The organism is Pseudomonas gingeri, from assembly GCF_013385635.1.
GTDB classification, from domain to species: Bacteria; Pseudomonadota; Gammaproteobacteria; order Pseudomonadales; family Pseudomonadaceae; genus Aquipseudomonas; species Aquipseudomonas gingeri_A.
In genome coordinates this window covers 541,010-554,811 of sequence record NZ_JACAPR010000010.1, presented here as the reverse complement: position 1 = coordinate 554,811, position 13,802 = coordinate 541,010, and the positions used below count along the sequence as shown (strand labels likewise).

The 13,802-nt window shown below is 63.9% G+C and carries 11 protein-coding genes; 5 read left to right on the top strand and 6 right to left on the bottom strand.

Annotated elements, in window-relative coordinates; all coding sequences use genetic code 11:
* Nucleotides 1–88: 88 nt before the first annotated feature.
* From HX851_RS12915 to HX851_RS12895, 5 genes are all read right to left on the bottom strand, one after another.
* Nucleotides 89–1,342, bottom strand: a complete 1,254-nt coding sequence (locus HX851_RS12915) for an OprD family porin (RefSeq protein ID WP_177065599.1) — start codon at nt 1,340–1,342, stop codon at nt 89–91.
* 112 nt (nt 1,343–1,454) lie between these two features.
* On the bottom strand, nt 1,455–3,098 hold the full coding sequence (locus HX851_RS12910; protein ID WP_177058885.1) for a dipeptide ABC transporter ATP-binding protein: 1,644 nt from the start codon (nt 3,096–3,098) through the stop codon (nt 1,455–1,457).
* Between the two features lie 2 nt (nt 3,099–3,100).
* Nucleotides 3,101–3,979: an ABC transporter permease gene (locus HX851_RS12905; RefSeq protein WP_177058887.1), complete on the bottom strand. Its 879-nt coding sequence runs from the start codon at nt 3,977–3,979 to the stop codon at nt 3,101–3,103.
* Nucleotides 3,976–4,917 carry an ABC transporter permease gene (locus HX851_RS12900; RefSeq protein ID WP_017124712.1) on the bottom strand — a complete coding sequence of 314 codons (942 nt, stop codon included), beginning with the start codon at nt 4,915–4,917 and terminating at the stop codon, nt 3,976–3,978. Before HX851_RS12900 ends, HX851_RS12905 begins: the two co-directional genes overlap by 4 nt.
* Nucleotides 4,918–4,919: 2 nt before the next feature.
* Nucleotides 4,920–6,479: an ABC transporter substrate-binding protein gene (locus HX851_RS12895; protein ID WP_177058889.1), complete on the bottom strand. Its 1,560-nt coding sequence runs from the start codon at nt 6,477–6,479 to the stop codon at nt 4,920–4,922.
* Between the two features lie 580 nt (nt 6,480–7,059).
* Between HX851_RS12895 and HX851_RS12890 the strand changes: the two genes are divergently transcribed.
* Nucleotides 7,060–7,974, top strand: coding sequence for a LysR substrate-binding domain-containing protein (locus HX851_RS12890; protein WP_017124714.1), 915 nt, complete (start codon nt 7,060–7,062; stop codon nt 7,972–7,974).
* A 33-nt stretch (nt 7,975–8,007) separates the two neighbouring features.
* On the top strand, nt 8,008–9,474 hold the full coding sequence (locus tag HX851_RS12885; RefSeq protein ID WP_256262768.1) for a serine hydrolase domain-containing protein: 1,467 nt from the start codon (nt 8,008–8,010) through the stop codon (nt 9,472–9,474).
* A gap of 69 nt (nt 9,475–9,543) precedes the next feature.
* On the opposite strand, the gene HX851_RS12880 is transcribed toward HX851_RS12885, so the two are convergent.
* Nucleotides 9,544–10,536 carry a GlxA family transcriptional regulator gene (locus HX851_RS12880; protein WP_177065598.1) on the bottom strand — a complete coding sequence of 331 codons (993 nt, stop codon included), beginning with the start codon at nt 10,534–10,536 and terminating at the stop codon, nt 9,544–9,546.
* 113 nt (nt 10,537–10,649) lie between these two features.
* On the opposite strand from HX851_RS12880, the gene inhA reads away from it, so the two are divergent.
* From inhA to lhgD, 3 genes are all read left to right on the top strand, one after another.
* The gene (inhA, locus tag HX851_RS12875) at nt 10,650–11,336 is read left to right on the top strand and encodes an isonitrile hydratase (RefSeq protein WP_177058895.1); all 687 of its coding nucleotides are present in this window, start codon (nt 10,650–10,652) and stop codon (nt 11,334–11,336) included.
* 242 nt (nt 11,337–11,578) lie between these two features.
* The gene (locus tag HX851_RS12870; RefSeq protein ID WP_177065597.1) at nt 11,579–12,289 is read left to right on the top strand and encodes a FadR/GntR family transcriptional regulator; all 711 of its coding nucleotides are present in this window, start codon (nt 11,579–11,581) and stop codon (nt 12,287–12,289) included.
* A gap of 319 nt (nt 12,290–12,608) precedes the next feature.
* Nucleotides 12,609–13,802, top strand: coding sequence for an L-2-hydroxyglutarate dehydrogenase (lhgD, locus tag HX851_RS12865; protein WP_177065595.1), 1,194 nt, complete (start codon nt 12,609–12,611; stop codon nt 13,800–13,802).

The following is a 13,802-nucleotide window of genomic DNA, read 5'->3' as shown; positions in this document are numbered from 1 at the left end:
CCAGGGCTATCTCGATCTGTTGATCCGATCACGCCCGCCCCGCCGGGATCACTCCCACGATGCGCATGGGAGTGATCGGCGGGCCCTGTTACCAGAGGGCGATGGTGTAACCCAGCAGCACGCGGTTCTCGTTGACGTCGTTGAAGTAGTTGCCCTTGGCCAGGGCGTTGCGCCAGCGCATCGACACTCCCTTGAACGGACCGGTCTGCACCACGTAGGCGATGTCCAGGTCACGCTCCCATTCGCGGCCTTCGCCGTTGAAACCGAGCACCTCGGCCGAATCGCCCTTGGCGTACTTGGCACCGAACGTCAGGCCTGGCAGGCCGATGTCGGCGAAGTTGTAGTCGTAGCGGGCATGCCAGGCCTGCTCTTTGGTCTGGGTGAAGTTGCTGAACTGGTATTCGGTGAACAGGTAGCTGATGGAACCATCCAGGTAGGTGAACGGCGTGGTGCCGTACTGCCGCTGGAAGCCGCCGCCGATGCTGTGGCCCTTGTACTGGTAGGTCAGGCGCGTACTCAAGGCGCGGTTATCGACATCGCCGGCCAGGCCGGCGCCGTCCTTGTCGGCCTTGAAATAGCGTATATCGGTTTTCAGCGCGCCCGGCCCCAGGCCGAAGCTGTTCTTGAAGCCCACGTATTGCTGGTGGTAGATGCTGTCGAGTTCGGCGTAGTGGTAGCTGACCAGGGTATTGGGCGTCAGCGAGTAGTCGCCGCCGGCGAAGCGAAACTTGTCGCTCAGGGCCGTGCTCTTGTAGACCTTGCTGACGGTGGTCAGCTTCATGTCTTCGTAGTTGGTGGAGTCGCGATCCTTGGCCTGGTCCAGTTGGCCGAGGCTCAGCTTGAGGTTGCTGATGTCGTTGGAAATCAGCTGGGTGCCGCTGAACGACTGCGGGAACAGGCGACTGGTGTTGGGTTGCAGGGTCGGCAGGTCCGGTACCAGGTAGCCCACGCGCAACTCGCTCTTGGCGAAACGCGCCTTGGCGGTCACCCCCAGCTTGGAATACTCGTCGGACGCACGCTTGTCACTGTCGCGCTGCAGCAACCCTGTGCCGGAACGGTCGGGACTGGAGTCGAGCTTGACACCGAGCATGCCGGTCAGGTCCAGGCCGAAACCCACGGTGCCTTCGGTGAAGCCGGACTTGATGCCGAGAATAAAGCCTTGCGCCCATTCGTTACGCATGGACTGCGAGGCTTCTTCGCGGTAATCGCGGTTGAAGTAGTAGTTCTTCAACTCCAGCGCACCGCTGCTGTCCTTGATGAACTCGGCATGGGCCAGCGACGGGAGAATCCCGCTGCTGACGACGCCAACGCCGGTGATGAGATGAGTCAGGGATTTTTTCATTTTTTTAGCTCCTGGCAGTGTCGAGAGGTAGGGTGTTTTTGTTGTTCTTCGGACATGGCTTCGCCGTTCGCGCAAATCGGCGATTTGCGCGGCGGGTGAAGTCAGTCCTGGGTTACAGCGCTAGCGGGACGGGGGCCGGGCGGATGCGGTAGCCACCGTTGTCCAGTTTCTCCAGGGGGCTGGCGGCGGCCAGCAATCTACGGGTGTAGGGATGTTGCGGGCGGTCGAATATCTCGTCGCGACTGCCCATTTCCACCACCTTGCCCTCGCTCATCACCGCGACCCGATGGGCGATGCGCTCCACCGCCGCCAGGTCGTGGGAGATAAACAGGCAGGCGAAGCCGTACTGCGCCTGCAGGCGTTCGAACAGTTCGAGAATCTGCTTCTGGATGGTCATGTCCAGGGCCGAGATAGGTTCATCGGCGATCACCAGCCGCGGGTGACGGACCAGGGCCCGGCCGATCGCCACGCGCTGGCGCTGCCCGCCGGACAACTGGTGCGGGAAGCGGTCGACAAACTGCTCGGCCAGGCCGATATCCGCCAGGGTCCTGGTGACCCGTTCGCGCTTTTGCTCGGTCGTCATGCCGGGTACATGGCGCAGCGGTTCGGCGAGGATATCGCCGATCTTCATGCGCGGATCGAGCGACGAATACGGGTCCTGGAAGATCATCTGGCACTGCAGGCGATGCTCGCGGTTGCCGGCCTTGAGAATGTCCACGCCTTCGAACTCGATGGCACCGGCACACGCGCGGTTCAAGCCGACGATCGCCCGGCCAAGGGTGGTTTTCCCGGACCCGCTGCCGCCCACCAGGGCCAGGGTTTCCCCCGGTGCGATGGTCAGGTTGGCCGAGTGCACCACACGCTTGGACTGGCTGCGCCCCCACAGGCTGCGTGGGCCGGGATGTTCGATACAGACGTCCTTGACCGTCAGCAACGGTCGATCCGCCTTCGGCAACGCGGCCAGCTCGCCGCGTCGTGGCAGCGCTTCCAGCAACTGGCGGGTGTACTCGGCCTTGGGCGCCAGCAGGATCTGCTGGATGCTGCCCTGCTCCACCGCTCGGCCTTCGCGCATCACCACCACCTTGTCGGCATAACGCGCCACCAGGGACAGGTCATGGCTGATAAACAGAATCGCCGTACCCTGCTCGCGGGTCAGCTCAAGCATCAGCTTCAACACGTCCAGTTGCGCCAGGCAGTCCAGGGCGGTGGTCGGTTCGTCGGCGATCAGCAGCGCCGGGCGCAGCAGCATCACCGAGGCGAGCATGATCCGTTGGCGCATGCCGCCGGAAAACTCATGGGGATAGGCCGCCAGGCAGCGCTCGGCATCCTTGATGCCGATATGGCCGAGCATCTCCAGGCTGCGCTGGCGGATCTGCGCGTCGCTCAGCAGGGTGTGCAGGCGCAGGCCCTCGGCCATCTGCTCGCCAATGCTCATCGACGGGTTGAGGGAGACCATGGGTTCCTGGAACACCATGCCGATCTTCGCCCCACGCAAGGCCCGCAGTTGCTCGGGTTTGAGCTGGCCGAGGTCATGTCCCTGGAAACGCACCTGGCCACCGCAGTGCTCCAGGGGCGGCGGCAGCAGGCCGATGGCGGCGCGGGCGGCCATGGTCTTGCCGCTGCCGGATTCGCCCACCAGCGCGACGATCTCGCCGGGCGCAATGGTGAAGCTCAGGTCATTGACCGCCAACGGGCCGTGGGCGCCCACGCGGATTTTCAGCTGATCAACCGCCAGCAATACATCGGTAGTGGTCATGGTCACTTGCTCATCCGCGGGTCGAGACGATCGCGCAAGGCGTCGCCACAGAGGTTGAACGCCAGCAGCGCCATGGCGATGCAGACACCGGGAAACAGTCCCAGCCAGCTGGCCGTGGCGATATACGGACGGCTGGCCGCCAGCATGTTGCCCCAGGTCGCCGCCGGTGGCGGCACGCCCAGGCCGAGGAAGCTCAGGGAGCTTTCGGCGAGGATCGCCCAGCCGAACATGCTGGTGGCCAGCACGCAGACCGGTGCCACGCAGTTCGGCGCGATATGCCGCAGCATGGTGTACAGCTCGGAGTTGCCGATGACCCGCGAGGCTTCGACGAACTCTTTCTCCCGCAGCGACAGCACCGTGCCGCGCACCACCCGCACCACCGAAGGGGTGTAGGCCAGGCTCAGGGCGAAGACGATGCCGTACAGGCTCGGACCGATGATCGCCATCAGGCCCAGGGCCAGCAGGATGCCGGGAAATGCCAGCAAGGCGTCGTTGACCATCATCAGGCCACGGTCGACCCAGCCACGCAGGAAACCGGCCAGCAGGCCCAGCAACGTCCCGGCGCTGATCGCCAGGGTCACGGTGAGGATGCTGACCCACAGGCTGGTGTGCGCGCCGATCATCAAGCGGCTCAGCACATCGCGGCCATACTCGTCGGTCCCCAGCCAGTGGGCGGCCGTCGGTGCCTGCAAGCGCGCCAGCAGGTTCAGGCTCAAGGGATCGTGGGGCGTCCAGACCAGGCCGAGCAAGGCCATGATCAACAGCAGGGCCAGCAGGAGCGCGCCGATCAGCGCGTTCAACGGCGGCACACGCCAGGACCTGGAGGCACGCACCGGCGCCGGCAACAGCACCTCGGGCGCGGCAGGAAGAGGCTTATTCATAACTTAACCCTGGGGTCGAAGAGCGGGTACAGCAGGTCCACCAACAGGTTGACCAGCACATAGACAAAGGTCACCAGCAGCAGGCAGCCTTGCAGCACCGGGTAGTCCCGGGCGTAGATGGCGTCGACCATCAGGCGGCCGATGCCCGGCAGGGTGAACACGGTTTCCAGCACGGCGATGCCGCTGAGCAGGTTGCCCAGGATCAGGCCGATCAGGGTCAACGTCGGCGCAAAGGAGTTGCGCAGCGCGTGACGCCACAACACCGCCCGCTCCGACAGGCCCTTGGCCCGGGCATGGGTGATGTACTCCAGGCGCAGCACTTCAATGGCACTGGCCCGGGCCATCCGCGTGATCGCCCCGAGTTCCACCAGAGTCAGCGTGACGATCGGCAGGACGATATAGCTCAGGGCCTGCCACGGCGCCGTGCCGAACGACACATACCCCACCACCGGCAACCAGCCCAGCTTGATACCGAAGGCGTAGAGCAACAGCAAGCCGAGCCAGAAGCTGGGGATCGACAGCAGCAGCGTGGCCGTCGACACCACGCCGAAATCCAGCGTGCTGTTCTGTTTCCAGGCCGACAGCAGGCCGGCCGGTACCGCGATCAGGGCCGCCAGCAGCACCGACACCAGGACGATCCCGGCGCTGACCTGGAAACGTTCGAGGATCAGCGGCAGCACCGCCTCGCTGGTGGTGATCGAGTGGCCCAGGTCGCCGCTGAACACGGCCTTGAGCCAGATCACGAACTGCAACGGCAGCGGCTGGTCGAGGCCCAGGGCGGCACGGGTGACTTCCAGGCTGTGGGCGTCGGCCATGTCGCCGAGCATCAACAGCGCCGGATCACCCGGCACCAGGCGGATGATCGCGAAGACCATCAGCGAGATCAGCAGCAAGGTCGGGATCGCCATTGCCAGCCGTTGAACGATGAAACGCAACATCCTCAGTTACTCCCGGACGCAGGCACGCTGACGGTCCACAGGCGTGGCTTGGAAACCGGCCAGGTGCGCAGGCCCTGCACATAATCGCGGGAGGCGGCAATCGCATTGCCGTTGTACATCGGGATCATCGGTACATCCTTGAGCATCTGTCGATGCAACTGGTCGAACAGCGCCTGGCGCTTGTCGATGTCGGATTCACGCTGGGCTTCGCGCAGCCATTGGCGAGCGTCGGGGTTGTCCCAGACCTTGCGCGGTTCCTTGTCCTTGTCGCCGGTCACCGAGTCGAAGCTCAGGGCCGGGTCCAGGCGCTCGGAATAGGGGAAAGCCATCATCTGGTAGTTGCCGGTCTGGTAGCGTTCGAGCTGGGTGCCCCACTCCAGGGTTTCCAGTTCCAGGTTGATGCCGCTGGCCTTGGCCATGGCCTGGACGAACACGCCCATGTCGAAGATCGCGGCGTAGCGCTTGTTGACGATCAGCTTGATCGGTTCGCCCTTGTAGCCGGCCTCGCGCAGCAGTTGCGCGGTTTTCGCCGGGTCGAAATTGAAACCCAGGTCCTGCGCCGCCTTGTGATAATGGCTGCCGCTGGCGACCATCGAGTTGTTGGCCTGGGAGCGCCCGCCGGTGAGCGCAGCAACGATCTGCGCGGAATCCAGGGCATGGGCGATGGCCTGGCGCAGGCGCACGTCCTTGAGCAACGGGTCACGGGTCTGGAACAGCAAGGCATTGACCGACATGGTGCCGCTGGACGTAACCTTGATACCGGGGCTGGCCGCCAGTTCGGTGGCGTCCAGCGGGGTGACGTCGATCAGCAGGTCGACGTTCTTCGACAGCAATGCCGCCTTGGCTGCCGCCGGGTCCGGAATCACCAGCAGGCGGACGCGGTCCAGGCTGGTGCTCTTGTTGCCGGTGTAACCGTCCGGGGACTTCTCATCGCGCGGGGTGTAGTTGGCGTTGCGCAGCAGTTCGACATACTGGCCGGGCTTCCACTCACCCAGGCGGAACGGACCGGTGCCGATCGGTGCTTTCCACTGGCCGTCCACCACCGAGTCCGGATGCAGGATGCCGCTGCCGCCACATTCGGGCAGCGCGGTGCTGGTGAGGAACAGGCCGTTGGGCTTGTCGAGGGTGAACACCACGGTCAGTGCATCCGGCGCGCTGATATCGACGATTTTCGCGCCGCCATGGCCGTCGAACTCGGGGGCGCAGCGCCATTGGGTCTTCGGGTCCAGGTAATGCTTCCAGGTCCACAGCACTTCGGCCGAGGTCAACGGCGCGCCGTTCTGAAATTTCACCCCGTCACGCAGATGGAAGGTATAGCGCAGACCGTCGTCGGACATCTGCACATCCTTGGCCAGCAGCGGGCCGACGGTCGCATCTTCACGGAAGGCCACCAGTCCTTCGGTAATGTGCAGGATGATCGCGTCGGAGTTGGTGTCACGGTTGACCCCTGGCTCGGTGCTGCGAATGTCGGCGTTCAACGCCACCTTCAACAGATTCTCGGCGTGAGCGGTGCCCATCAGCGCAGCTGACAAGGCGCCAGCCAGGATTAAAGTCTTATTCATGATAAATGCACCCTAAATGATCCTTAAGCTCGGGTTCGGACGCTGGCAGGACCCAAGAACAGGCACGGCCGAACACCTCATGATTTGTTGTTGTTTTAATCGCGCTTATCCCATAGGCCGCAGCACTATCGAATCGCTTATAACCTTTCGTTTATCAATAACCGGGTATTGATAATATTTGGTCAGACTCACTGAAGCGGGTATTTCCAATCAATGCCCCGACACCGTGTTCATGTTCCGGAACCGATCTTAGAAGCAACCCGAGGAACTTGAGAAGAACGCTCGGAGTGATCGGGATCGGTCCAGGCGATCAACCCCTGGTCCGTTGTGGTCATGGCTCAACCCTACCGAGAAATCGGGCCCTGGAGCGGAAAAAATTGCGATTTCAGTGATCAGAAATACTGAACCTGATCGTCAATACCGATCTTTCAAGGCCAATTGGCATCCGATAAGCTGCGGCCGGTGCATTATTGGACGACCCGGTTTTCGCCCTACAAACAATTCTCATTCGATAATTAACGTCGTGCACACAACAACTGGAACAGCTTGATCAATAACGAACGAAACGAGGCCGACCGTCATGACTCTCACCCATCTTCGCGCGTTCTGTTCCGTGGTTGAAAAGGGCAGTTTCCGTTCTGCCGCACGTCAACTGGATGTCGCCCAAAGTACCCTGACGCAATCGATCCAGACCCTGGAAAAAGAACTCGGCGTGGTCTTGCTGCAGCGCTCGAACCAGGGCATCAACCTGACTCCGGCCGGTGAGGTGTTCCTGATCCGCGCCCGCTCCATCACCCTCGATTGCGAACGTGCCCTGCTCGACCTGCAACCCTGGAAAGGCGAACCCGAAGGCCATATCGCCCTGGGCGTGACCTCCGAGCCCCTGGCCGAACTGCTCCTGCCGGTGCTGAGCAGCTTCACCCAGCGCTTCCCGCGCATGCAGGTGCACGTGGCGAGCGGTTCGACCAAGGGCCTGATCGAAAAGGTCCGCGACGGCCGCCTGGATTTCGTGCTCTGCCCGCTGGCCCCGAATGTCAGCGATATCGACCTGTCCATCGACCGCCTCTACAGCTCCAACGCCGGCATCATCGCGCGCAAGGGTCACCCCCAGGCCCAGGCCCGCTCGGTACAGGCCCTCACCGACTGCCAGTGGATCAGCGTGCGCCCGGCAGGCGTGGTGGGCGGCGCGGAAAACCGCCTGACCGAACTGTTTCGCGCCCAGGGCCTGGCGCCGCCGAAGATCGCCATCACCACCGACTCTCTGCTGGAAACCCTGCACATCGTCTCGGAAACCGACTACCTGACCATCGAGCCGCGCATGCTGCCGGGGATGAAACTGTTTTCCAGCGCCCTGACCACCATCGCCATCGAAGAGCCCCTGGCGTCGCGCGATGTCTGCCTGATCAGCCGTCGCGCCTCGCCGCTGACCAGCGTCAGCCAGGAGCTGACCAGCATGCTGATTTCCTATTCACGGCTGGTGCACCGTACCCGCTGATCCACTCCTCCCCCGAAGACGCCGAGCCTGTCCATGCCTAGCGATTGCGCAACACCCACCCTGCCCCGCACCTCCCACGATGGCCTGCCCCGCGCCACCCCCGGCAGTGTCGGCATCGATGCCGACCATGTGCGCGCCTTCCTCGACGAAGTCCAGGCTGCCGGCCTCGACCTGCATGGCCTGATGCTGCACCGCCACGGCCATGTGGTCGCCGAAGGCTGGAGCTGGCCCTGCGACCCGAACGAACCCCGCGTCCTGCATTCGGTGGCCAAGAGCTTCACCGCCTGCGCCATCGGCCTGGCCGTGGAAGAAGGCCTGCTGAAGCTGGATGACCGGGTGGCGGCATTCTTTCCCGAGCACCTGCCGGCCGATGCCGACCCGCGGCTGGCGGACCTGACCGTCGAGCACCTGCTGACCATGCGTACCGGCCATGCCTCGAACACCTCGGGGTCGGTATGGCGCGCCATCGACACCAGCTGGATCACCGAGTACTTCAAGATCCCCCTGGCCTATGCCCCCGGCAGCCATTACGTCTATACCAGTGCCGCCAGCTACATGCTCTCGGCCCTGATCAACCGGGTGACCGGACAGACCCTGCACGAATACCTCAAGCCCCGCCTGTTCGTCCCGCTGGGCATCGATAACGAGCGCTGGGCCATCGGTCCCGATGGCGTCAATCCCGGCGGCAACGGCCTGACCGCGCCGGTCTGGGCGATGCTCAAGCTGGCGATCCTGCATGCCCAGGGCGGGATGTGGGAAGGCCGGCGGATCCTGCCGGAGGACTGGGTCGAGGCCGCCACCCGCCCACAAGGTGGCCCGGACAGCCGCTACGGTTACCACTGGGCGATCAAGCCACACCACGCCTATACCGCCGTCGGCGTGTTCGTGCAGATGGCCATGGTGTTTCCCGAATACGGCGCCACCCTCGCCATCGTCGGCGGCATGAAGAATTCCGCCGAGGTGATTCCCTTTATCGAACGCCACTTCCCGGCTGCCTTCGGCAACGACACGCAACCGCGTCCGGAGGCGGATGCACGACTGCAACAGCGCCTGGCGCGCATGGGCGAAACCCCTGCACTGGTTTCCAGCGGCGCGCCGTCAGCGGCCCCTTCGGGGGTCTTCGAGGTGCAGGCCAACAACCTCGGCGTCCGCCAGCTGTCCTTTGCCTTTGAAGATAATCTGCTGCGGTTCCAGCTAACCGATACCCATGCCAGCCATGCCCTGGAGGTAGGCATCGGGCAGTGGCTGCGCGGCGTCACCGATATGCCGGGACGGGCCCTGCACCACGGTTACGAATTCAAGAGCGCGCAGATCGTCGCCGGTGCCCGCTGGCTGGATGGCAAGACCCTGGAAATGACCTGGATCTACCCGCAGACCGCGTTTCGCGACCGGGTGCTGTGTGTGTTCGACGGCGATCGGCTGAGCTTCGCCCGCACCGTCAACGTCAACAGTGCCGGGCGCGAACAGGAAGTGTTGCAGGGGCAGCGCATCAAGGTGTGACTCTTGCCGCAAACGCGGACGCGGAGCGCCCCGGGAAGCATTCCCACGCAGGAGCGCGGGAACGATCGTTCAGGCGTCCGCTCTCGTTAGCCCGCTGCCACTGAAGCGCTCGCGATAGGCCTGGGGTGTCACACCCAGGGCCCGCAGGAAACTGCGACGCAAGGTCTCCTCGCTGCCAAAGCCGCAGCGGGCGGCTATCCGCTTGATCGGCGTGGCGGTGTCGCTGAGCAGGCGACGAGCGCTTTCCACACGGAGATTCTCGATGGCACGGGCCGGCGTCTGGCCGGTCTCCGTGCGGTAATGACGGACAAAACTGCGCTCGCTCATGCCCACCTGCTGCGCCAGGATCGGGATCGACAGGTCCATCGCCAGGTGTTCGGCGATCCATGCATGCAGGTCGCCAAACCGACTACCGGACTTCTGCAGGGACAAGGTCGCGCTGAACTGCGACTGCCCCCCCGGACGCTTGAGAAACACCACCAGGTGCCGGGCGACTTCCAGCGCCATCGGCCGCCCCAGGTCCTGCTCCACCAGTGCCAGGGACAAATCGATACCGGCGGTGACCCCGGCGGACGTCCAGACCGGTCCGTCATTGATAAAGATCGGGTTGGGCTCGACCTGCAACTTCGGGTATTGCTCGGCCAGTTGCTCACAGCGGGTCCAATGCGTGGCGACTCGCCGTCCATCCAGCCAGCCGCTGGCCGCCAGCAGGAACGCCCCGGTGCACACCGAGGCGACCCGTCGCGCGCAGGCGGCTTGCTGGCGCACCCATTCCACCAGCGCCGGGTCTTCGGCAGCGGCGTAAGTCCCCCAGCCGCCGGCGATGATCAAACTGTCGCAGGGCGTGGTTGCCGCCGGCAGCGGCTCGGCCACCAGCGCCAGGCCCGCCGAACTCATCACCGGCCCGGCCTCGGCGGCAATCACCCGCGGTGCATAGGGCAACGGCAAGCCCTGGGAACGGGCCAGATCGTTGGCCGAGGCAAATACCTGCAACGGCCCGGTGACATCGAGCACCTGCACATTGGGGAAAGCCAGTACCTGGATGATGCGGGGTGTGTTCATGGCGATTGGCGTAAAAAGTGGGCTGTATGGCGTATTCGCCAAATCCTACGGGACTAAAGTGAAGCCGTCTACACACGCCAGACCTGCCGCCCCATTCACGAGGAGCTTTCGACATGACGCTGCACATCGGCTTTCTGCTATTTCCCAACGTGCAACAACTGGACCTGACCGGCCCTTACGACGTCCTCGCCTCGGTGCCCGGCGCCAAGCTGCACCTGATCTGGAAAGACCTCGAACCGGTGAAATCCAGCACCGGCCTGGTCCTGGCCCCGACCACCACCTTTGCCGACTGCCCGGCGCTGGACGTGATCTGCATTCCCGGCGGTGCCGGTGTCGGACCGTTGATGGAAGACCCCGAGACCCTGGCGTTCATCACCGGGCAGGCCGAGCAGGCGCGCTATGTCACGTCGGTCTGCACCGGTTCGTTGGTGCTCGGCGCCGCCGGCCTGCTGCGCGGACGCAGGGCCACCACCCACTGGGCCTATCACGACATGCTGACGACCCTCGGCGCGATTGCCGTGAAGGATCGCGTGGTGCGTGACGGCAACCTGCTGACCGGCGGCGGCATCACCGCCGGGATCGACTTCGCCCTGACCCTGGTCAGCGAGCTGGTGGGCGCCGAGGAGGCCCAAGTGATCCAGTTGCAACTGGAATACGCACCGGCGCCACCGTTCGATTCCGGCAGCCCGGAAACCGCGCCCTCGGCGATTCTCGACCAGGCCCGGCAGCGGGTGGTGGAATCGCGCCGCCAGCGTGGCCTGATCACCGAACGGGCGGCTGGGCGGTTGGGATTGCTCTGAGGTCGGCGCCAAAGGGGAATGATCGCGATTCCTGTGGGAGCTGGCTTGCCGGCGATGAGGCCTTGAAGATCGATGCAAGCCTCAAGGTCGCCATCGCCGGCAAGCCGGCTCCTACAGGTTATGCGGCGTTTTCGATGTCCTGTTTCCTTGACTGAACAGCATTACCTGTAGGGGCTCGGGTGTTGACAGGCAAAACCGTCTCGGTCATTGTCTGACAACCTGACTTGCGAGCCGAATCCTCCATGCTTGAACTCCAGCGCCCCGACTCCCTGGTTGAACGGGTCGTCAGCGCCCTCCGCACCGAAATCGAATCCGGTCGCCTGGCGGCCGAATCGCGCCTGCCCACCGAACAGCAACTGGCCGAACAGCTGAATGTCAGCCGTTCCGTGGTGCGCGAGGCGATTGCCCAGCTCAAGGCCGACGGCATCCTCGTTGCCCGTCGCGGTCTCGGCTCGTATATCTCGCAGACCCCTGCCGGCACGGTGTTCCGTTTCCCGAAAAGCCCAGGGCGCAACACCGATCTGGCGCAGATGTTCGAAATGCGCCTGTGGATCGAGACCCAGGCCGCCGCCATCGCCGCCCAGCGCCGTGATGCCGCCGACCTGCAACGCATGCGCGACGCCTTGCAGGACATGCACGACAAACGCACCGACTTCGCTGCGGCCGCCAGTGCCGATGTGGCCTTTCACCGGGCCATCGCCGAAGCCAGCAAGAACGACTACTTCGTCGCCTTCCACGATTTTCTCCGCGGGCAACTGGCCGAATCCCGGCGCACCGCCTGGGAAAACTCGGCGACGCGCTCGGTGGGCGGCTCGGCCGACGCCGGCCGTGAACACCAGGCGCTGTTCCAGGCCATCGTCGACGGCGACCGCCAATCCGCGGCGGCCTGTGCCGAAGCTCACCTGCGAGCAGCGGCCAAGCGCCTGCAACTGGAATTGCCGAACATGAATTGAACGGTAGGAGCCGGCTTGCCGGCGATGGCGGCCGAATCATCGCCGCAGGGCTCAAGGGCCTCATCGCCGGCAAGCCGGCTCCTACAGATGACACCGCGTTTGATCGTCGATCGTTCCCACGCGGAGTAAAGGAATTGATCGTTCCCACGCTCCAGCGTGGGAATGCAGCCCATGACGCTCCGCGTCATAGAAGCGGACGCAGAGCGTCCAGAAAGGCATTCCTTTGCTACGCGCGGGAACGATCATTATGCAGCTTTTTTACAATCGACTTAGTCTGACAACCTGATAACAAGACCTGCACTGAAAGGGTGACCCAACCATGATCTACGACTTTTGCATCATCGGCGGCGGCATCGTCGGCCTGGCCACGGCCATGGAACTGCTCAAGCGCCAGCCCGGCGCCTCGCTGGTGATCCTGGAAAAGGAAGCCACCCTCGCCCGCCACCAGACCGGGCACAACAGCGGGGTCATCCACGCCGGTATCTACTATGCCCCCGGCAGTCTCAAGGCCGACCTGTGCAAACGCGGCGCCCAGGCCACCCAGGATTTCTGCCGGGAACACGGCATCCGCTTCGAGGTCTGCGGCAAAGTGCTGGTGGCCTCCACACCCCTGGAAGTGCAGCGCATGGACGCCCTGTACGAACGCTCGCAACTCAACGGCCTGAAGGTCGAACGTCTCGACGCCGATGAACTGCGCCGCCGCGAACCGAATATCGTCGGCCTCGGCGGCTTGTTCCTCGATGCCACGGGGATCGTCGACTACCGACAGGTCTGCGAGGCGATGGCGCGGGTGATCACCGTCAACGGCGGGGAAATCCGCATGGAAAAAACCGTCACCGCGATAAAGGAAAATACCGATAGCGTTACCGTCAGTACCGAGGATGACGTCTGGCAGGCGCGCAAACTGGTGGCCTGTGCCGGCCTGCAGTCCGACCGCCTGGCGACCCTGGCCGGGATCCCCATCGAGCATCAGATCATCCCGTTCCGTGGCGAATACTTTCGGCTGCCCGCCTCGAAAAACGATATCGTCAACCACCTGATCTACCCGATTCCCGACCCCGAACTGCCGTTTCTCGGGGTGCACCTGACCCGCATGATCGACGGCAGCGTGACGGTCGGCCCGAATGCAGTGCTGGGGCTGGGCCGGGAGAACTACCGCAAGTTCTCGGTGAACTGGCGCGATGTCGCGCAATACGCCAGCTTCCCCGGCTTCTGGAAAACCATCTGGCAGAACCTCGGTTCCGGCAGCGTGGAAATGAAGAACTCGCTGTTCAAGCGCGGCTATCTGGAACAGTGCCGCAAATACTGTCCGTCGCTGACCGTCGAGGACCTGCAGCCTTACGAGGCCGGTATCCGCGCCCAGGCGGTGATGCGCGATGGCAGTCTGGTGCATGACTTCCTGTTCGCCGAAACGGCGCGCATGGTCCATGTCTGCAACGCGCCGTCACCGGCCGCCACCTCGGCCATGCCCATCGGCGAGATGATCGCCGAGCGGATTCTTGCGCCGAAGTAA